At 61.8% G+C, this 20,260-nt stretch carries 19 protein-coding genes; 8 read left to right on the plus strand and 11 right to left on the minus strand.

What is annotated here, in order from left to right; translation table 11 throughout:
• The first annotated feature begins 21 nt into the window (after window positions 1-21).
• From V6F91_RS12295 to fdhA, 3 genes are all read left to right on the plus strand, one after another.
• A complete protein-coding gene (locus V6F91_RS12295; RefSeq protein WP_332764704.1) occupies window positions 22-654 on the plus strand; it encodes a sarcosine oxidase subunit gamma in 633 nt (210 codons plus the stop codon).
• A 215-nt stretch (window positions 655-869) separates the two neighbouring features.
• Window positions 870-1,727 carry a formyltetrahydrofolate deformylase gene (gene purU / locus V6F91_RS12300; RefSeq protein ID WP_039757644.1) on the plus strand — a complete coding sequence of 286 codons (858 nt, stop codon included), beginning with the start codon at window positions 870-872 and terminating at the stop codon, window positions 1,725-1,727.
• Between the two features lie 125 nt (window positions 1,728-1,852).
• Complete coding sequence (gene fdhA, locus V6F91_RS12305; RefSeq protein WP_332764707.1) at window positions 1,853-3,052, plus strand: formaldehyde dehydrogenase, glutathione-independent; 1,200 nt, start codon at window positions 1,853-1,855, stop codon at window positions 3,050-3,052.
• Window positions 3,053-3,157: 105 nt separating this feature from the next.
• Here fdhA and V6F91_RS12310 read toward each other — a convergent pair whose 3' ends face one another.
• Both V6F91_RS12310 and V6F91_RS12315 read right to left on the minus strand, forming a co-directional pair.
• A complete protein-coding gene (locus tag V6F91_RS12310; RefSeq protein ID WP_332764709.1) occupies window positions 3,158-3,832 on the minus strand; it encodes an anti-sigma factor in 675 nt (224 codons plus the stop codon).
• On the minus strand, window positions 3,829-4,464 hold the full coding sequence (locus tag V6F91_RS12315) for a sigma-70 family RNA polymerase sigma factor (RefSeq protein ID WP_332764711.1): 636 nt from the start codon (window positions 4,462-4,464) through the stop codon (window positions 3,829-3,831). Before V6F91_RS12315 ends, V6F91_RS12310 begins: the two co-directional genes overlap by 4 nt.
• Window positions 4,465-4,613: 149 nt before the next feature.
• Between V6F91_RS12315 and V6F91_RS12320 the strand changes: the two genes are divergently transcribed.
• A complete protein-coding gene (locus V6F91_RS12320; RefSeq protein WP_332764713.1) occupies window positions 4,614-5,171 on the plus strand; it encodes a DUF2780 domain-containing protein in 558 nt (185 codons plus the stop codon).
• 1 nt (window position 5,172) lies between these two features.
• On the opposite strand, the gene V6F91_RS12325 is transcribed toward V6F91_RS12320, so the two are convergent.
• Complete coding sequence (locus V6F91_RS12325; protein WP_332764715.1) at window positions 5,173-6,060, minus strand: acyltransferase; 888 nt, start codon at window positions 6,058-6,060, stop codon at window positions 5,173-5,175.
• A 280-nt stretch (window positions 6,061-6,340) separates the two neighbouring features.
• On the opposite strand from V6F91_RS12325, the gene V6F91_RS12330 reads away from it, so the two are divergent.
• From V6F91_RS12330 to creD, 4 genes are all read left to right on the plus strand, one after another.
• Window positions 6,341-6,844: an ATP-dependent zinc protease gene (locus tag V6F91_RS12330; RefSeq protein ID WP_208939485.1), complete on the plus strand. Its 504-nt coding sequence runs from the start codon at window positions 6,341-6,343 to the stop codon at window positions 6,842-6,844.
• Window positions 6,845-6,912: 68 nt separating this feature from the next.
• On the plus strand, window positions 6,913-7,593 hold the full coding sequence (gene creB / locus V6F91_RS12335; protein ID WP_332764719.1) for a two-component system response regulator CreB: 681 nt from the start codon (window positions 6,913-6,915) through the stop codon (window positions 7,591-7,593).
• Window positions 7,593-9,011: a two-component system sensor histidine kinase CreC gene (gene creC, locus V6F91_RS12340; protein WP_332764721.1), complete on the plus strand. Its 1,419-nt coding sequence runs from the start codon at window positions 7,593-7,595 to the stop codon at window positions 9,009-9,011. The genes creB and creC overlap by 1 nt, the downstream gene beginning before the upstream one ends.
• Before the next feature lie 176 nt (window positions 9,012-9,187).
• On the plus strand, window positions 9,188-10,555 hold the full coding sequence (gene creD / locus V6F91_RS12345) for a cell envelope integrity protein CreD (RefSeq protein ID WP_332764722.1): 1,368 nt from the start codon (window positions 9,188-9,190) through the stop codon (window positions 10,553-10,555).
• Between the two features lie 205 nt (window positions 10,556-10,760).
• Here creD and V6F91_RS12350 read toward each other — a convergent pair whose 3' ends face one another.
• The 8 genes from V6F91_RS12350 to V6F91_RS12385 form a co-directional block, all read right to left on the minus strand.
• Window positions 10,761-11,390 carry a glutathione S-transferase gene (locus V6F91_RS12350; RefSeq protein WP_332764723.1) on the minus strand — a complete coding sequence of 210 codons (630 nt, stop codon included), beginning with the start codon at window positions 11,388-11,390 and terminating at the stop codon, window positions 10,761-10,763.
• Between the two features lie 220 nt (window positions 11,391-11,610).
• The gene (locus V6F91_RS12355; protein ID WP_332764725.1) at window positions 11,611-11,790 is read right to left on the minus strand and encodes a hypothetical protein; all 180 of its coding nucleotides are present in this window, start codon (window positions 11,788-11,790) and stop codon (window positions 11,611-11,613) included.
• Window positions 11,787-12,917: a PepSY-associated TM helix domain-containing protein gene (locus V6F91_RS12360; protein ID WP_332764727.1), complete on the minus strand. Its 1,131-nt coding sequence runs from the start codon at window positions 12,915-12,917 to the stop codon at window positions 11,787-11,789. Before V6F91_RS12360 ends, V6F91_RS12355 begins: the two co-directional genes overlap by 4 nt.
• Before the next feature lie 74 nt (window positions 12,918-12,991).
• A complete protein-coding gene (locus V6F91_RS12365) occupies window positions 12,992-15,418 on the minus strand; it encodes a TonB-dependent siderophore receptor (RefSeq protein WP_332764729.1) in 2,427 nt (808 codons plus the stop codon).
• 202 nt (window positions 15,419-15,620) lie between these two features.
• Entirely contained in the window at window positions 15,621-16,595 is a 975-nt protein-coding gene (locus V6F91_RS12370) for a FecR domain-containing protein (protein ID WP_332764731.1), read from the minus strand.
• Window positions 16,592-17,110 (minus strand): RNA polymerase sigma factor, encoded by a 519-nt coding sequence (locus V6F91_RS12375; protein WP_332764733.1) that lies wholly within the window; start codon window positions 17,108-17,110, stop codon window positions 16,592-16,594. Before V6F91_RS12375 ends, V6F91_RS12370 begins: the two co-directional genes overlap by 4 nt.
• A gap of 290 nt (window positions 17,111-17,400) precedes the next feature.
• Window positions 17,401-18,108 carry a 3'-5' exonuclease gene (locus V6F91_RS12380; protein WP_332764735.1) on the minus strand — a complete coding sequence of 236 codons (708 nt, stop codon included), beginning with the start codon at window positions 18,106-18,108 and terminating at the stop codon, window positions 17,401-17,403.
• Window positions 18,105-20,045, minus strand: a complete 1,941-nt coding sequence (locus V6F91_RS12385; protein WP_332764737.1) for a DUF294 nucleotidyltransferase-like domain-containing protein — start codon at window positions 20,043-20,045, stop codon at window positions 18,105-18,107. Before V6F91_RS12385 ends, V6F91_RS12380 begins: the two co-directional genes overlap by 4 nt.
• Window positions 20,046-20,260: the final 215 nt, after the last annotated feature.

Raw genomic sequence — 20,260 nt, forward strand, 5'->3', positions numbered from 1 at the left:
CAGAATTGATAAAGGTGCTTTATGACCACAGCCAATGTGTACCAGCAACGCCCGACCACCGGGGCCCGCGCCGAGTCGTCGCTGCACCATGCCGACCTCGCCAGCCTGGTCGGCAAGGGCCGCAAGAACGCCGGCGTGATCGTGCGTGAGAAAAAACTCCTCGGCCACCTGACCATTCGTGGCGACGGCCACGATGCCGCCTTCGCCGCCGGTGTGCACAAGGCGCTGGGCATTGAATTGCCCGGCGCCCTCAGCGTCATCGTAAAAGGTGAAACCAGCCTGCAATGGATGGGCCCGGACGAATGGCTGCTGATCGTGCCCAGCGGTGAAGAGTTCGCCGCCGAGCAGAAACTGCGCGAAGCGCTGGGCGATCTGCACATCGCCATCGTCAATGTCAGCGGCGGCCAGCAGCTCCTCGAATTGAGCGGGCCGAACGTGCGTCAGGTGCTGATGAAGTCGACCAGCTACGACGTGCACCCGAACAACTTTCCAGTCGGCAAAGCGGTCGGCACGGTGTTCGCCAAGTCGCAACTGATGATTCGCCACACGGCGGAAGACACTTGGGAACTGCTGATTCGCCGCAGCTTCTCGGATTACTGGTGGCTGTGGTTGCAGGATGCTTCGGCTGAGTACGGTTTGAGCGTTCAGGCCTGAAAGATCAAGAGCCACCCCCTCACCCCAGCCCTCTCCCCCATGGGGAGAGGGGGAAAGGGAGCAGATTTGTGTTGTTTTCGAACCTGAGTTCGGCTCGATATTTCAGGTCGATGGAGCTCGAAAGAACACTTCGGTCAGTCCCCTCTCCCTTTGGGAGAGGGCTAGGGTGAGGGAAAAACCTGACACCCCGCACAAAGAACAGGAGTCACCGCACCATGAGCCGCGCCCCTGACACATGGATTCTGACCGCCGACTGCCCCAGCGTCCTCGGCACCGTGGACGCGGTTACGCGTTTTCTGTTCGAGCAGGGCTGCTACGTCACTGAGCACCATTCGTTCGACGATCGCCTCTCCGGGCGCTTCTTCATTCGCGTGGAGTTCCGCCAGCCCGATGGCTTTGACGAACAATCCTTCCGCGCCGGCCTGGCCGAACGCGGGCAGGCCTTTGGCATGCTGTTCGAGCTGACCGCGCCGAACTATCGGCCGAAAGTGGTGATCATGGTGTCCAAGGCCGATCACTGCCTCAACGATTTGCTCTATCGCCAGCGCATCGGCCAGTTGTCGATGGATGTGGCGGCGGTGGTCTCCAATCATCCGGATCTCAAGCCATTGGCCGACTGGCACCAGATTCCCTACTACCATTTCCCCCTCGATCCCAACGACAAACCGGCGCAGGAGCGGCAGGTCTGGCAGGTGATCGAAGAGGCCGGCGCCGAACTGGTGATCCTTGCCCGCTACATGCAGGTGCTGTCACCGGAGCTGTGCCGCAAGCTCGATGGCAAGGCGATCAACATTCACCACTCGCTGCTGCCCGGTTTCAAGGGCGCCAAGCCGTATCACCAGGCCTACAACAAAGGCGTGAAACTGGTCGGCGCGACCGCGCATTACATCAACAACGATCTGGACGAAGGGCCGATCATTGCCCAGGGCGTCGAGGCGGTGGATCACAGCCATTACCCCGAGGATCTGATTGCCAAGGGGCGCGATATCGAAGGCCTGACGCTGGCGCGGGCGGTCGGCTATCACATCGAAAGAAGAGTGTTTTTGAACGCGAACAGAACCGTCGTTCTTTAACAACAGCTTCAAGTTGCAAGCTTCAAGCCGCAAGACAAAGCGGTCAGCACACTTCTTGCGGCTTGTAGCTTGCCGCTTGAAGCTCAATCCACTCTCTACCCAACAACAAATATAGAGGTGATGGCATGTCTGGCAATCGTGGTGTGGTGTATCTCGGCGCTGGCAAGGTCGAAGTACAGAAAATCGACTATCCGAAAATGCAGGACCCGCGCGGCAGGAAGATCGAACATGGCGTGATCCTGCGTGTTGTTTCCACCAACATCTGCGGCTCCGACCAGCACATGGTGCGCGGCCGAACCACGGCGCAGACCGGTCTGGTACTGGGTCACGAAATCACCGGCGAGGTCATCGAAAAAGGCTCCGACGTCGAAAACCTGAAGATCGGCGACCTGGTCTCGGTGCCGTTCAACGTGGCTTGCGGGCGCTGCCGTTCCTGCAAGGAGCAACACACCGGTGTCTGCCTGACCGTCAACCCGGCCCGTGCCGGTGGCGCATACGGTTACGTCGACATGGGCGACTGGACCGGCGGCCAGGCCGAATACGTGCTGGTGCCGTACGCCGATTTCAACCTGCTGAAACTGCCGGACCGCGACAAGGCCATGGAGAAAATCCGCGACCTGACCTGCCTCTCCGACATCCTCCCGACCGGTTACCACGGTGCGGTGACTGCCGGCGTCGGCCCCGGCAGCACCGTGTACATTGCCGGTGCCGGCCCGGTCGGCCTCGCCGCTGCCGCCTCGGCGCGCCTGCTGGGTGCGGCGGTGGTGATCGTCGGCGACGTCAACACCATCCGCCTGGCCCACGCCAAGGCTCAGGGTTTTGAGGTCGTCGACCTGTCCAAGGACACCCCGCTGCACGAACAGATCGCTGCACTGCTGGGCGAGCCGGAAGTGGACTGCGCGGTGGACTGCGTTGGCTTTGAAGCACGCGGCCACGGCCACGACGGCGTCAAGGCCGAAGCCCCGGCCACGGTGCTCAACTCACTGATGGGCGTGGTGCGCGTTGCCGGCAAGATCGGTATCCCGGGCCTGTACGTCACCGAAGATCCGGGTGCCGTGGATGCCGCCGCAAAAATGGGCAGCCTGAGCATTCGCTTCGGCCTGGGCTGGGCGAAATCCCACAGCTTCCACACCGGCCAGACCCCGGTGATGAAGTACAACCGCCAGTTGATGCAGGCAATCATGTGGGATCGCATCAACATCGCCGAAGTGGTGGGCGTGCAGGTCATCAGCCTCGACCAGGCGCCGGAAGGTTATGGCGAGTTCGATGCGGGCGTACCGAAGAAATTTGTGATTGATCCGCATAAGTTGTTCAGTGCGGCGTAGGGTTTTATTGCAACGCAGAACGGCGACCTCAGGGTCGCCGTTTTTCTTCCAAGCCAGGGTCAACAGCGACCCTCACCCGCTGGGAGAGGGTTAGGGTGAGGGGCTTTACAAGGCCGCCAACGTCCCTTGATACAGCACCGGCCCAGTCGGCTGTCCGCTCGGCGATCCACCTTTCGGTTCGAGGCTCACTGCCAGCGCAATCGGCTTACCGATCAACGCTTTCTGCATCTCGCTCAGCTCAACCTTACCTTTGCCGCCCGCCGGAATAACGCCGAGGGAAATCGGCTTGCCATCCGCCGGGATCGCCCACAATTCGAGGCTGCGATCCGCATCCACCGCCGCCAGTGTCAGCGGTTCGACCTGCAGATAATCCGCATGCGCTTCGACCTTCAGCGCCGGTTTTGCATCCGTGCTAAACAGCGTGGCGCTGTAGCGAGCGTCGTTTCGGTTGTACAGCGAGCCAATAAACACCAGCGCGACGATCGAGCACGCCGCCACCGTGAGCCGCAGCCAATTCCAGAACGGCCGTCTCTCGGGTACGTGCAGCACTTGCGGTTCGATGCGCGCGGTGATGCCGTGCCAGACGCGGTCCGGCACGGGGCGTTCCGGCAATGCTTCGGTGAGAGAGATGAGGGTTTCCTGCCAGTGCGCCAGTTCGCTGCGCAGTGCCGCGTCATCCATAAGCAACTGTTCAAAGCGCCGCCGCGCCGGCGCAGGCATCAAGCCGATTGCATAATCGGCAGCGAGGGCGCGGCGCAGGGCAGGGGTCTGGTAGTTCATGATTCAAGGCACCGGCGCAGACGTTCCAGGCCTCGGCGAATCCACGATTTAACGGTTCCCAGGGGCGTGGCCAGATGTTCGGCAAGTTCGGTGCAGGACAATCCCTGAAAATAGGCCACAGTGATCGATTGACGCTGCATGCCGTCGAGGGTTTCCAGGCAGCGCTTGAGGGCGCGGGCTTCGCGGGCGCTGTTCAATTGTTCGTGCGCCGAGGGGCTTTCATCCGATAGCGCGTCTTGCTCAACCTCGCTCAGCGGCCGCTCGCGCTGCTTGCGCAATTGGTCGATGGCTTGATTGCGGGTGATGTTGATCATCCAGGTCAGCGGCGCCGACAAGTGCGCCTCGTAGCGCGAGGCGTTGTGCCAGATGCGCACGAAGCTTTCCTGCAGCACCTCTTCGGCCAGATCGGCGCGGCCCATGAAGCGCAGCGCCACGCCATGCAGGCGCGGGCCGACGCTGCGGTACAGCGTTTCGAAGGCGCATCGATCCCCTTGTGAGCATTGGGCGAGGAGCTGGCGCAACTGATCGGTGTCGGCGATGGAAATGACCACTCTCCAGGCAAGCGTGAGCGCACGAGGGCGAGGCTCGAACTGTTCACAGGCTAGTTCAGCGACAGCGGTTGTGCCATTCATCGTCTCGGCGTCCGGGTTTCACGTTTTATATACGCAGGCCAGATGAAAATGGATGCGCCGCGCCGGAACATGCGCCTGGATACCCGGTCAAACCGGCAGTTTTACTGCCCGTCGACCGGGTGGTTTTCACAGCTCGAGAGGATGTCTGAATGAAGATTTCACGCGGTTTTGCCCTGGCATCGCTCCTGACCCTGGCCGCCGGCCCGGTGTTTGCCGGTTTCAGCCTGAATGATGTGGCCGGTGCGGTCTCGGGCATGCAGGGTGGCGACAAGGCCGCCACTGCCGCGCCGACCTCGGAAACCGCCGGTTTGCTCAGCGCGCTGAGTGCGCTGGACGTGACGCCGGAGCAAGCGGTGGGCGGTACCAGTGCGATGCTGGGCCTGGCGAAGAATCAGTTGAGCAGCACCGACTATTCGCAGCTGGCCAAGGAAGTGCCGGGCATCGACAAGTTATCCGGTGGCAGCGGCAATCTGGCGGCGTTGGGTGCGTTGCTTGGTTCGTCCGGCAAGTCGGCGGGTCTTGAAAATGCGTTGGGCAATGTGAAAGACACCAACGACCTGAACAATGCTTTCAGCGCGCTGGGCATGGACAGCGGCATGATCGGCCAGTTTGCCCCGGTGCTCCTGCAATACCTCGGTCAGCAAGGTGTCGGCGGTTCGCTGCTGAGCAGCCTGGGCAATATCTGGGGCACCGGCACCGGTAGCTGAGTCAGCGGCGCTGGTTGCGCAGTTCGGCGATGCGCTGATCCTTCTCGGCCCAGAGCTGGTTGACCCAGTTCTGGACGTGCTCGCGGAACACCGGGTCTTTCTCGTAATCACCCTGCCACAGCGCGGGGTCGAGTTCGCGGGTCTTGATGTCGATGATGACCCGCGGCACGTTGCCGCTGATCAGATCCCAAAACCCCGGAATCTTCTCTTGAGGGTAGACCACCGTCACGTCGAGCATCGCATCGAGCTGTTCGCCCATTGCCGCCAGCACAAACGCCACGCCACCGGCCTTGGGTTTGAGCAGGTGATTGAATGGCGATGTCTGCTGTGTGCTTTTCGCCAAGGTGTAGCGCGTGCCTTCCAGATAATTCACCACCGTTACCGGCTGACGCTTGAACAGCTCGCACGCCGCTTTGGTGATCTCCAGATCCTTGCCTGCCAATTCCGGGTTCTTCGCCAGAAAGGCCTTGGTGTAGCGCTTCATGAACGGGTAATCCAGCGCCCACCACGCCAGCCCAAGGAACGGCACCCAGATCAGCTCTTTCTTCAGGAAAAACTTGAAGAACGGCGTGCGTCGGTTGAGGGTCTGGATCAGCGCGGGAATGTCGACCCACGATTGGTGGTTGCTGACCACCAGATACGAGGTGTCGCGACGCAAATCGTCGCCGCCGCGAATGTCCCACTGCGTTGGAATGCACAGCTGAAAGATCAGCTTGTCGATCTCGGCCCAGGTCTCGGCAATCCACATTACCGCTGCGGACGCATAATCGCGCCAGCGCCCCGGCGCGACCAGTTTGAGCAGAGCGAACACCATCAACGGCCCGATCAGAATCAGGGTGTTGAGCAACAGCAGCAGGGTGACGAAACAGCCGGTGAGCAGGCGGCGCATAGGCAACTCTACGAAGTGTCAGGGGCGGGCCATGATAAGCAGCTTCGCGCGACAGGCCAAATCGGTGGTGACGAATGTTTCACTTTTTGGTCGGTATGCTTGGCTCAAGATTCGTATTGAACTCACTGGCCTCTTCGCGAGCAGGCTCGCTCCCACAGGGGAATGCATTTCAATGTGGGAGCGAGCCTGCTCGCGAAACGGTTCGAGAAGCGAACGAATGACTCAGCGGGTGTCTAAAATCCCAGCCTGCCGCCCTTCAATTTCCAAGGAAGCCCCCTACGTGAAATCCCTCCTTGCACTGTTTGCCCTCGTCGCCCTGCCGGTCATGGCCGCCGAGCCGACCCTGTACGGGCGCTACGAATACATCGCGCTGCCGGAAATCGGCGGCGAAGTGCTCAAGGCCAAGATGGACACCGGTGCGCTGACTGCCTCGCTGTCGGCCAAGGACATCGAAACCTTCACTCGCGATGGCGATGAATGGGTGCGTTTCCGCCTCGCCACCAAGGACGCCAGCAACAAGGTCTACGAACACAAGGTCGCGCGGATCAGCAAGATCAAGAGCCGCTCGGACGAAGAGGACGAGGGTGAAAGCACCGACGTCGCCAAGCGCCCGGTGGTCGATCTGGAACTGTGCCTGGGGAACGTCAAGCGCACCGTCGAGGTCAACCTGACCGACCGCAGCCACTTCAACTATCCGCTGCTGATCGGTGCCAAGGCCTTGCGCGAGTTTGGCGCAGCAGTGAATCCGGCGCGGCGCTTCACCGCCGACAAGCCCGACTGCTAAGTGGTCTCATTGACGTAACCTCAGGCTTGGGGCACCGTTCGCGCACTTAACCCACGGGCTCGGACGCCATGCCTCATATCCTGATTGTCGAAGACGAAGCGGCGATTGCCGATACGCTGATTTTCGCCCTGCAGAGCGAGGGCTTCAGCACCACGTGGCTGAGCCTCGGCGCGGTGGCGCTGGAATATCAGCGGCAGACCCCGGCCGACCTGATCATTCTCGACATCGGCCTGCCGGACATCAGCGGCTTCGAGACCTGCAAACAGCTGCGGCGTTTCAGCGAAGTACCGGTGCTGTTTCTCAGCGCGCGGGATGCCGAGATCGATCGCGTGGTCGGCCTGGAAATCGGCGCTGACGATTACGTGGTCAAGCCGTTCAGCCCGCGTGAAGTTGCCGCTCGGGTGAAGGCAATCCTCAAACGCATGGCGCCGCGCCCGGCGATCGAAGGCGCTTCGGCGCTGTTTCGCATCGATGCCGATCGAGTGCAGATCAGCTATCGCGGTCAGACCTTGAGCCTGACCCGTCACGAATTCCGCCTGTTGCAGTGCCTGCTCGAACAACCCGAGCGGGTGTTCAGCCGCGAGCAACTGCTCGACGCGCTGGGCGTGGCCGCCGACGCCGGCTACGAGCGCAGCATCGACAGCCACATCAAAAGCGTGCGCGCCAAACTGCGCCTGGTGCGCGCCGACGCCGAGCCGATCCAGACCCATCGCGGTCTCGGCTACAGCTACAGCCCGGGGCACAGCTGATGTCGCTGGGGCTGCGGATTTTTCTGGTGTATGTGCTGTTCGTCGGCCTGACCGGGTATTTCGTGCTCAACACGGTGATGGAAGAAATCCGCCCCGGCGTGCGCCAGTCCACCGAAGAAACCCTGGTCGACACCGCCAACCTGATGGCGGAAATCCTGCGCGACGACTTCAAGGCCGGCACCCTCAGTGAAAACCGCTGGCCGCAACTGCTGCGCGCCTATGGCGAACGCCAGCCGCAGGCGACGATCTGGGGTTTGCCGAAAAATCAGGTCAACCACCGGATCTACGTGACCGACGCCAAAGGTATGGTCGTGCTCGATTCCAGCGGCGTCGCCGTCGGCCAGGACTACTCGCGTTGGAATGACGTCTATCTGACCTTGCGCGGCGAATATGGCGCGCGCTCAAGCCGCAGCGATCCTGACGATCCGAACTCCTCGGTGATGCACGTTGGCGCGCCGATCCGCGATAACGGCAAGATCATCGGGGTGGTCACCGTGGCCAAACCGAACAGCTCGTTGCAGCCCTACGTCGATCGCACCGAGCGGCGCTTGCTGATTTACGGCGCCGCGCTGATCGGCCTCGGCCTGTTGTTTGGCGCGTTGCTGTCGTGGTGGCTGAGCCGCGCGCTGCACCGGCTGACCGGTTATGCCCAGGCGGTGAGCGAAGGCCGGCGCGTGGAAGTGCCGCATTATCGCGGCGGCGAACTGCAACAGCTCGCCACTGCAGTAGAGCAGATGCGCACTCAGCTTGAGGGCAAAGCCTATGTCGAACGCTATGTGCACACGCTGACCCATGAACTGAAAAGCCCGTTGGCGGCGATTCGGGGCGCGGCGGAGTTGCTGCAAGGCGAGATGCCGGCGGTTCAGCGCCTGCGCTTTGTCAGCAACATCGACAGCGAAAGTGCGCGGATGCAGCAATTGATCGAACGCTTGCTCGATCTGGCGCAGGTCGAACAACGTCAAGGCCTGGAAGAGCGTGTGGCTGTACCGCTGGCGCTGTTGGTCGCTGAGTTGCTGCGGGCGCAGGCTGCGCGGATCGAGGGCAAGCAGTTGCGTGTCGAGCAAGCGATTGGCGAGGATCTGTTGCTGCTTGGCGAGCCGTTTCTGCTGCGTCAGGCGCTGGGCAATCTGCTGGAAAACGCTCTGGATTTCACTGCGGCGCAGGGGCTGTTGCGCTTCGGTGCCGAGCGAGTGGGCGATCAGATCGAGGTGCGTTTGTTCAACGAAACCGCGCCGATACCCGATTACGCCTTGGCGCGCCTGACCGAGCGCTTCTATTCATTGCCGCGCCCGGACAGTGGGCGCAAGAGCACCGGGCTGGGGCTTAACTTCGTTGAAGAAGTGGTCAAGTTGCATGGTGGGGCGCTGAGCATTCGTAATGTTGTAAACGGTGTGGAAGTTTCATTGCGCCTGCCTTGAGACCGAGTCGCGGCCATCGCGAGCAGGCTCACTCCTACAATTTGAAATGCGTTCCCCTGTAGGAGTGAGCCTGCTCGCGATAGGGCCGGTACATTCTCCACACAATCTCCATACTTTCCCCATAAACCACCCACACCGACACAACAGACTCTGCCCATCCAAACAGGGAGAGTCCCATGAACCGAAATCTGACCTTCAAGCTCGGCGCCATCGCCTTGCTGATCCTGCTGCTACTCATACCGTTGCTGATGATCGACGGCGTGATCGACGAGCGCCAACAGCTGCGCGACGGTGTGCTCGATGACATCGCCCGCAGCTCCAGCTACAGCCAGCAACTGAGCGGGCCGGTGATGGTGGTACCGTATCGCAAGGTCGTGCGCACCTGGAAGACCAACGAAAAAACCAATCAGCGCTACGAGGAAGTCGGCGAAGAACGTGGGCGTTTGTACTTTCTGCCGGAGCGTTTCGATCTCGACGGACAGGTGGAAACCGAGCTGCGCAAGCGCGGCATTTACGAGGCGCGCCTGTTCCACGCTGACAACCGTATCAACGGCCATTTCGCCTTGCCGGCGCAATTGGGTATCAAGGAGAACTTCGCCGATTACCAGTTCGACTCGCCGTTCCTGGCGGTGGGCATCAGCGATATCCGCGGCATCGAAAACGCCCTGAAACTGGAAATCGACGGCCAGCGGCTGGACTTCGTTCCCGGGTCGGAAGTGGGCTGGATCGGTGAAGGCGTGCACGTAACCCTGCCAGCGCTGGACACCGGCAAAGCCACGCAACTTAGCTTCGCCTTCGACCTGCGCCTGCAAGGCACCGGCTCGTTGAAGGTGTTGCCGGTGGGCAAGACCAGCAGTGTCAGCCTCAAGGCCAACTGGCCGCACCCAAGCTTTGTCGGCAACTTCCTGCCGGCCAAGCGCGAAATCAACGATGAGGGTTTTAGCGCCGATTGGCAGACCTCGTTTTTCTCCACCAACCTGCAAGAAGCGATGGACCGCTGCATCGTCGGCGATTGCGACGCACTGAACGGCCGCAGCTTTGGCGTCAGCTTCATCGACCCGGTCGACCAGTACCTGAAAAGCGACCGGGCGATCAAATATGCCTTGCTGTTCATCGTCCTGACCTTCGCCGGTTTCTTCCTCTTTGAGGTGCTCAAGAGCCTCGCGGTGCACCCGGTGCAGTACGCGCTGGTCGGCGTGGCGCTGGCGTTCTTTTACCTGTTGCTGTTGTCGCTGTCGGAACACATTGGCTTCGCCCTGGCGTATCTGCTGTCGGCCGGTGGTTGTGTGTTGTTGATCGGCTTTTACGTCTGCCATGTGCTGCGCAGCGTGCGTCACGGCTTGAGTTTTTCCGCGGGACTGGCGGCGTTGTATGGCCTGCTTTATGGATTGCTGAGCGCTGAGGATTACGCGCTGCTGATGGGCTCGCTGCTGCTGTTCGGCCTCCTCGGGGTGTTCATGGTGCTGACGCGTCGGCTGGACTGGTATGCCCTTGCGCAGAAACCGGAGAAGCCGCTGGAATTTGATCTGGGGGTGGTGGAATGAGCGGGGTTGGGTTGCGCGAAGAGCAGCGGGAGTTGGAGGTTCTGCTGACACGGATTCTTGCAGCACTGCCACCAGAACCGAGTTGGTGCATTCGCGAGCAGGCTCGCTCCCACAGGGATTGTGCTGAAACAGAATTCTCGGCTCTACTCAAATCCAATGTGGGAGCGAGCCTGCTCGCGAAGAGGCCGGAACAGGCGCCGCAGAATCAAGGCTTGGGCAGGGTGGCGACCATGGAAGGTCGCTGACTCACCTCAAAAAACCAGTTGCCCAGTTGTGGATTGGCCGCGCGCCAATCCATGTCCGGGAAGCGCAGATCCAGATAACCCAGCGCACAGGCGACGCTGATGGCGGCCACATCGAAGTGGCTGGTCAGCTCGGCGATCGCCTCGTTTTCCAGCACGGCGAGGGCGCGGCGGATCTTGTCGCGCTGGGCGTCAAGCCACTGCTCCCAGTGTTTTTCCACCGGGCGCAGCACGGTTTCGTAACGCACCATCACCGAGGCGTCCATGATCCCGTCGGCCATCGAGGCCAGGGTCAGACGCCGCCAGCGCGCCGAGCCTTCACGCGGGATCAGCGGATTGCCGACGTGCTGCTGGTCGAGATATTCAAGGATCACGCGGCTGTCATGGATGACGTTGCCATCGGCCAGACGCAGGGCGGGGATCTTGCTTAACGGGTTGTCGGCGATCAGCGCCGGGTCCGGGCTGACCGGGCTGAGCACACAGTCTTGCAGCGCCACGCGATCCTGCTGCCCGGTTTCGTGAAGCAACACCATCACTTTGCGCACGAACGGGGAAAGGGTGTTGTGGTAAAGGGTCATGCTGGGGGCGGACATGGGCAAGGTCTCGATCAGGACAATGAGGCCGCAGCATAGCCTGCTCAAGTCCAGCGCAGAACCCATGTGGGAGCGAGCCTGCTCGCGAAGACGTCGGGACAGTCGACTTTGATGTTGAATGTCAGGGTGCTTTCGGGAGCAGGCTCGCTCCCACATTTGAAATGTATTCTCCTGTGGGAGCGAGCTTGCTCGCGAAGAGGCCTTGGCAGACGATAAAAAATCACCCGCGCTGCAGCAATCCCTTGAGCGCCAGAAACGCCGGCACACCCAGCCCGATCCAGCTCAACGCATCCCAGATGCCATCCCCCAGCAACGCCGCAAACAACCCCGCCGCACTGAGCAGGGCGATCACGATCGGTGTGCTGAAGACTTTCCAGAAGCTCGACTGACGGGGCTTCATGCCGAGGCCTCCGCGGTTTCCGCCACCCGGTTCGCCGCTTTGCGCCGCACCACCCACAGGTACACGCCGCTGGCCAGCACGATGATGGTCAATACATCGAGCGTGGCCCAGAGGATTTTCATCGGCATGCCGCCGTAGTCACCGAAATGCAAAGGCTGCGACATGCCCATGGCGTCCATGTACCACGGGCGCTCGGCCACGGCGGTGACTTGCAGAGTGGTGGCGTCGATCAGCACCGGCGTCAGCAGATGCGAAGTCAGGTGCGTGCCGCCCTTCATGAATACCGCGTAATGGTGCTCGCTGGAAAAGCGTGTGCCGGGGAAGGCGATGAAATCCGGCTTCATCCCCGGTGCGACTTCCGCGGCGATGTCGAGCAAACGCGTGGCTGGCGCCATTTGCGTCAGCGGCGGCGCATCGCGGTACGGCGCAATCAGCGTGGTCAGCGCATCGTTGCGCCACGCCGCGATCAGCAGGTCGGCGCAGGCGCTGATCACCCCGGTGACGCCCACCACCAAGCACCACGTCAGCGTCACGACGCCGATCAGGTTATGCAGGTCGAGCCAGCGCAGCCGCGTGGATTTGTCCTGGCGCACGGTGCCGAATTTCAAGCGACGCATGAACGGCAGGTACAGCACCGTCCCGGACACGATCGCCACCACAAACAACACCCCCATGAACGCCAGCAGCAGTTTGCCCGGCAATCCGGCAAACATGTCGACGTGCAGGCGCAGGATGAACAGCATCAAGCCGCCGTTGGCCGAGGGCGTTTCCAGCGCCTCGCCGGTGCGCGCATCGAGCATGAAGGTGTGCGACGAGTTCGGCTCGGTGTCGGCGGTTTTCGCCATGATGGCGAAGGCGGCGTTCGGGTCTTCGTCGTCATAGCCAAAGTACTGCATGACTTCGCCGGGGCGATGCTGCTGCGCGGCGTCGACCAGTTGCTGCAGGTTGAGCTGCGGCGTATCGGCCGGCATCTCGCGCAACTCGGGAGCGTTGCCCAGCAGATGATCGATCTCGTGGCTGAAAATCAGCGGCAGACCGGTCAGTGCCAGCATCAGCAGAAACACCGTGCAGATCAGGCTGGTCCAGGTGTGAATGAACGACCAGCGGCGGATGGTTTTACTTTTCATTGCATGACCTTCAAAAACACCGAAGCCGTCCACGGCGGACGGCCTGGTAATGGGGCCCGTTTCAGCTCACGCGCTTACCACTTGTAGGTGGCACTGGCGACGACGCTGCGCTGGTCGCCGTAGTAGCAATAGAAGCTGTCGCAGGTGGAAATGTATTCCTTGTCGAACAGGTTGGTCGCGTTGACCGCCAGCGACGCGCCTTTGAGGCTGTTGTCGAGGCGACCGAGGTCGTAATGCACCGAAGCGTCGAACACCGTGTAGGCGTCGGCCTTGCCCAGCCAGGTGTTGGCCTTGTCGCCGTAGGTGTTGCCGGTGTAACGCACGCCGCCGCCAACGCCGAAGCCGTCGAGCACGCCGCTGTGCCAGGTGTAATCGGTCCACAGCGAGGCTTGCTGGTTGGGCATCAGTTGCAGGCGATTGCCCTTGTCGACGCCATTTTGCACTTCCGATTTGGCCAGGGTGTAGGCGGCGATGACTTTCAGGTTGTCGGTCACGTCGGACACCGCTTCCAGCTCCAGACCTTTGACTTTGACTTCGCCGGTCTGGCTGGTGATCGAAACGTTGTTGACGAACGTGTTGACCGAGACGTTCTTCTGGGTGAGGTCATACACGGCGGCGGTCAGCAGGGTCTTGCTGCCCGGCGGCTGGTACTTGATACCCAATTCCCATTGTTTGCCTTCGGTCGGCTTGAGCGAACCGGTGGACGTGGCGTCGGCACCGGTGGTTGGCTGGAACGACTCGGCGTACGACAGGTACGGCACGAAACCGTTGTCGAACACGTAGCTGAGGGCCGCGTTGCCGCTGAATTTCTTGTCGCGCTGGGTATTGGTGGTGTCGCCCTGGTTGATGAATTTCGTGCTGGTGTGCACCCAGTCTTCACGGCCACCGAGGGTCAGGCGCCATTGATCGAGGGCCATCTGATCCTGCACGTACAGGCCGGTCTGGTAGGTCTTCTGGTCGTAGTCATAAAACGCCGTGGAGCGCGCCGGACGGACGATTGGCTGGCCGTAGATCGGGGTGATCACGTTGGTGGTCAGGCCATCGCCGAAAATCGAGGTGTAGTTGGTATTGCTGCGCTGGTGATCCAGACCCAGCAGCAGGGTGTGACGGATGTCACCGGTGGCGAAATCGGCCTGGAAATTGTTGTCCACGGCGAACTGGCTGATGTCTTCTTCGACGCTGGTGCTGGTGCGACCGACGTTGCCTTGCTCATCCACCGTGGTGAATGGATAGGAGCCGGGCGTCAGCGACTGGAACGACAGATCCGACTTGGTGTAGCGCAGGTTCTGCTTGAACTGCCAGACATCGTTCAAACGATGTTCGAAGGCGTAGCCCAGCGCGTAGTAGGTGCGGTCGTAATATTCCCAGTCCGGATCGCCGAGGTTCTTGTGGTGAGAGATGTCACCGAACGGCGAATTGATTTTGGTGCCCTGGATCGGCAGAAACTGGCTGGTGATGCCGGTATCGTCGCGCGTGAACTGGCTCAGGAGGGTGAATTTGGTGTCGTCGTCGATGTTCCAGGTCAGGCTCGGCGCGATGTTGTAGCGCTTGTTGTCGACGTGGTCGATCTGCGTGCCGCTGTCGCGCACCACGCCGCTGATGCCGTACAGAAACTGCCCGGCGTCATCGATCTTGCCGGTGCTGGCGAAGTTGATCTGGCGGTGGTTGTCGCTGCCATATTGCAGCTGGATTTCGTTGCTCGCGTCAGCACTCGGGCGGCGGCTGACCATGTCGAGCAGGCCGCCCGGCGGAGTCTGGCCGTACACCGAGGAGGCCGGGCCGCGCAGCAGGGCGAGGCGGTCGAGGTTCCAGGTTTCCTGTTTCGGGTTGGCATACACGCCTTTGGGCAGCGGCAGGCCGTCGAGGAACTGGGTCGGTTCGAATCCGCGCACACGCAGCCAGTCGGCGCGGGTGTCGCTGCCGTAGCTGCTGGCGGTGATGCCCGGCATGTAGCGCACGGCATCGTCGAGGCTGTGCACGCTGCGGTCGTCCATTTGCTGACGGGTCGCCACGGAGATCGAGCGCGGCGCTTCGACCAGTGCGGTGTCGGTCTTGGTGCCGGCGGCGGTGCGGGTGGCGGTGTAGCCCTCGACCGGGCCCCAGGCGGTTTCCAGATTTTCCACGCCGATGACCGCCGTTTCCGGCAGGGCCAGCGTACCTTCAGGCACCGCGACCAGGGTGTAGGTGCCGGCGCTGCTTTGTTCCAGTTGCAGGCCGGTGCCACGCAGGGCAGCGCGCAGGGCGCCGGCGGCATCGTACTGGCCGCTGACCGGTGCCGAGGTCTTGCCCGCCGCCAGCGCCGGATTCAGCGACAACGCCAGGCCGCCCTGACTTGCGATCTGGTTCAACGTGGTCGACAGCGGCGCCGCCGGCAGGTTGTAGGCGCGCACGCTGGACGCTTGCTCGGCGGCGAGCAACGGGCTGCTGATCAGCGGGGCGCTGAGCGCAATGGCGACTGCCAGCAGACTGGGGCGCAACAAGGTGTCTAGCGAACGGGACATACGGCGGCTCCTGAATGGAAATATTTCTCAATTGCCTGTGTGCCGGACGAGATTGGAAAAGTGATAGGGCCGAGTGAAAATTATTTTTTTGCTGCAAATTTGTTGCGTGGCGGATGCCGTCTTCGCGAGCAGGCTCGCTCCCACCAATGCGTTCCCTTGTGGGAGCGAGCCTGCTCGCGAAAGCGGCCTGAGGGGCGCCACATCAATCAGGCTTGGGCTCAGCCTTCGCCACGGTGACCCAATACGGCGTATGCCGCTCGATCTGCACCGGCAACGTCGGCAGCAGTGCGCTCAGGGCTTTATCGGTATCGTGCAGCGGGAAACTGCCGGTAATGCGCAAGTCCGCCACCTCCGGTGCCACGCCAAGGTAGCCGCGACGATAGCGCCCGAGTTCATCCAGCAGATCGCCGAGGCGCGCGTTATCGACCACCAGCATGCCGCGGGTCCAGGCGTCGGCGCCGGGATTGAGCGCGGCGATCGCGCCAAGGCCATCGCGGCGCAGCAGCACTTGCTGGCCTTCGCGCAGAATCTGTTCCTGCGGATTGGCTTGCCCATGGGCGGCCACCGCCGACTGCAACACGCTCAACCGCGTGCCGTCTTCTTCACGCTTGACCAGAAACCGCGTCCCCAGCGCACGCATGCTGCCTTCGCGGGTTTCGACAATGAACGGCCGCGCATCGCCATGACCTGTTTCAACGAGGATTTCGCCTTCCTGCAAGATGATCAACCGGCGCTGATCATCGAATCGCACATCCACTGCGCTGTGGGTATTGAGATTGAGCACGGTGCCGTCCGCCAGGCGCACGGTGCGCTGCTCGCCGGTTGCGGTGCGTTGATCGGCCAGCCAGTAATCGAGCGGCAGAAAGCGTTCACTGGCGAACAGCCCCAGACCGACTATCACCACCACACTGGTCAGCCCGCTGCCGAGTTTGCGCACGCGCCGGCGAATGCCCTCGCGTGATTGCAGCAAGGCACTGCGCGCCGGACCCTTGGCCACACTGAAACGCTGATCGAGCATGCCCAACTGGCGCCAGGCGCGAGCGTGTTCTTCATTGGCAGCGTGCCATTTGGCGAACTCCTCGCGCTCCAGCGGGCTGCTCGAATCGAGAGTCAGTTGCCAGGCAATAGCCGCATCCAGCACATGCGCCGGCACCGGTCGGGAACTGGCCGGGTTCATGTCGGCTCACCGTAGAGGGCGATGTAGCACTGGCGAATGCCTTGCGCCAGATACTGACGCACACGCGGCACCGAGACGCCGAGGCGGGTGGCGATCTCGGCATGGCTGAGGCCGTCGAGGCGGTTATACAGAAACGCCGCACGGGCCTTGGTCGAGAGCTTGCCGAGCAAGCGGTCGATGGCCTTGAGGTCGTCGAGGATCATTTGCTGCTCTTCCACCGACGGTTGTTCGGCTTCGGGTACCAGCATCAATTCGGTGAGGTAGGCCTGTTCCAGCGCCGCGCGGCGGAAGTAGTCGAACAGCAGGCCCTTGGCGATCGCCACCAGAAAGGCGCGCGGCTCACGCGGTGTTGGCAACTCATCGCGACCGAGCAGGCGCACGAAGGTGTCCTGGCTCAGGTCTTCGGCACGCTGCGGGCAAGCCACATTGCGCCGCAGCCACGCCAGCAGCCAACCGCGATGGTCGCGATACAGCGCACCGACAAGCTGACTGTGAGGGCTTGGGACTGACGACACCGGACATCACCGATTGGGAAAGATTAACTAACGCGAATTGTTCGCGATTCTGGCAGAGGTGGGAATGGTTAGCAATTGGCCACTGGTCAGGAGATGAATCAAGGGCGGCCCCTCACCCTAGCCCTCTCCCGGAGGGAGAGGGGACTGATCGGGGGATCTTTGGGAGGTACGTTGCCCTGAGCGCTTTGCTTTGAATCCATAATCGACTCGATATTTCAGGTCGATGCATGACTGAAGACCCCCCGGTCGGCCCCCTCTCCCTCCGGGAGAGGGCTGGGGTGAGAGTGCTTCTAAAAGGACGGCGCCTGCTGCCGCCGCTTCCACTGACTCAAGCGCTGCTGCAAATTCTGCGGACTGTGAATCTGCTGCGCCCTTGCGCGGCTGAACAGGATCAGCGCCAGTTCCGCCGTCGCCAACGCATCGGCGCTCGCGTTATGCCGTTCGAACACCTCGAGCTTGAACCACTCGATCCACTCATCCAGCCCGGCCTCGCGAATCTGCGCCTGCGGGCAAAGCAGTGGTGCGATATCGGCCACGTCCATAAACGCGTGCTGCAACTTGTGCCCCAGATGTTCCTTCAACGCGCGCCCGAGCATGCGCTGATCGAACGGCGCATGAAACGCCAGCACCGGGCTGTCGCCGATAAACTCCATCAGTTCCAGCAACGCCTCGGCCGGATCGCTGCCGGCGGCAATCGCGCTCGGCGCCAGACCGTGGATCAACACGCTGGGGCTGATCTTCAGTTCGCGACATTGCAGCGTGCGTTCGAACTGCTGGGCGAAATCGATCGCGCCGTCTTCGATCACCACGGCACCAATGGATAACACGCGATCCTTGTTCAGATTGAGCCCGGTGGTTTCCAGATCCAGCACCACCCAGCGCTGTTCGCGCAGCGTGCACTCGCTCAGCTCGGTGACCACCGGTAATTGCGTCAGGCGTTGTTGCACCTGCGCCGACACTGGCGGGCTGGCCGGGCGTAGCCACGAGAACAGGCTCATAGCTGATACCGCAAGGCCAGGCTGCTTTGCAGGCGCTGGGCCTGACGCAGGGATTCACGCAGGATGCGCCGGTCGAGATGGTTGAGGCTGTCCGGGTCGACGCGGTTGGAGTACGGCAGATTTTCCCGCGTCTGCAGTTGATGCTGCTGCATGCGCGTTTGCTGAATGAAGTGATAGGCCTCTTCATACGCCGCGCCGTCGAGGGGTTCGATGACTTCTTTCGCCACCAACTGGCGGAAGCGTTCGAGGGTGTTGTTGGCGTCGATGCCGTTGGCCAGCGCCAGCAGGCGTGCGCCGTCGACGAATGGCGTCAGGCCTTGAATCTTGAGATCCAGCGTGGCTTTCTCGCCATTTTTGCGCGCCAGCACAAACTCGCGGAAGCGCCCGACCGGTGGCCGATTGCGCAGGGCGTTCTCGGCCAACATGCGTTGGAACAAGCGGTTGTCGCCGACCTGTTCGAGAATCCCGCGCCGCACTTGCTCGCAGCTTTTCTCATCGCCCCAGACTACCCGCAGATCGAAATAAATACTCGAAGCGAGCAGGTTTTCCGGCGTCGCCTCACGAATGAACGCCGCGAAACGCCGCGCCCATTCCGCCCGCGACAGACACAGCTCGGGATTGCCGGCCATGACATTGCCTTTGCACAGGGTAAAGCCGCATTGCGCCAGGCTGTGGTTGATCTGTTGGGCGATCGGCAGCAGCTTGCCGCGAATCTCCGCGGCATGGGCGGCGTCGCGGGCGTCGAACAGAATGCCGTTGTCCTGATCGGTGTGCAGCGTCTGTTCGCGGCGGCCTTCACTGCCGAAACACAACCAGCTGAACGGCACGCCGGGGTCGCCTTTTTCGGCGAGCGTCAATTCGATCACCCGGCACACGGTGTGATCGTTGAGCAGGGTGATGATGTGGGTGATCTGCGTCGAGGAGGCGCCGTGAGCAAGCATGCGCTCGACCAGTTGGCCGATCTCTCCGCGCAGGCTCACCAGTTGTTCGACGCGCTGGGCGCTGCGGATGGTCCTCGCCAGATGCACCAGATCGACCCGTTGCAGCGAGAACAGATCGCGCTCGGAGACCACGCCGCACAAGCGCTGATCCTTCACCAGACAGACGTGCGCAATGTGCCGTTCGGTCATGGCAATCGCCGCATCGAATGCGCTGTGATCCGGCGACAGATAAAACGGTGCGCGGGTCATGTGGTGCTCGATGGTCTCACCGAAATCAGCAGCACCTTCGGCCACCACATGACGCAAATCGCGCAGGGTGAAAATCCCCAGCGGCGCCTTGTGTTCATCCACCACGACGATGCTGCCGACCTGCTGCTCGTGCATCAGCTTGACCGCTTCGCGCAGCGGCGCGTCGGGTGCGCACGTCACCGGATGCCGCATCGCCAGTTCGCCCAGACGCGTGTTCAGCGAATACTGGGTGCCGAGGGTTTCCACGGCTTTTTGCTGGACTTGCTGATTGACCTGATCGAGCAGGCTGCTGACCCCGCGCAAGGCGAAGTCGCGAAACGGGTTGGAGAGGGCGAACAGTTTGATGAATGCCAGTTTGTTCAATTGCAGGCAGAAGGTGTCTTCGCCGGCGAGGTGCTCGGTGCGCGTGGCCCGCTCGCCCAACAGCGCCGCCAGCGGAAAGCATTCGCCGGTGGTGATCTCGAAAGTGGTTTCGGTGCCGCCCTTGGCGGTGTGCGGGCGCTCACCGACCACTCGGCCCTGTTTGACGATGTGGAAATGTTCGACCGGGCCATCGGCGGGTTTGATGATGCTCTCGCCCTGGGCGTAAAACCGCAGCTGACATTGCTCGACCAGATAGGCGAGGTGGGCGTGTTCCATCTGATTGAAGGGCGGGAAGCGCTGGAGGAATTGCAGGGTGCCCTGAATGTTCTGCAAAACCGCGGTTTTCCCTGCCTGGGTGAAGGCGTCCGCTTTACTCATAACCATTACCGCAGTCTTTTTTGAATTGTTGTTGTCGGATCGTTGCGGCCATGGTCGACCCCTGCGCTCGGGGTGCCCATTGGACGTAAGTCTAGGTTTTGCCATCATCGGCGCGGTTTCGGAGATACCCTACGCACACTGTCGGAATTTCCGCTGTTCAGCCCCTTGGAAAAAAATCCGACGAAGTGCACATTGAAGCGCTGCCGGGCGATGTCAGACGA

Origin of the sequence: Pseudomonas koreensis, from assembly GCF_036668835.1 — a bacterium.
Lineage (GTDB): Bacteria > Pseudomonadota > Gammaproteobacteria > Pseudomonadales > Pseudomonadaceae > Aquipseudomonas > Aquipseudomonas koreensis_I.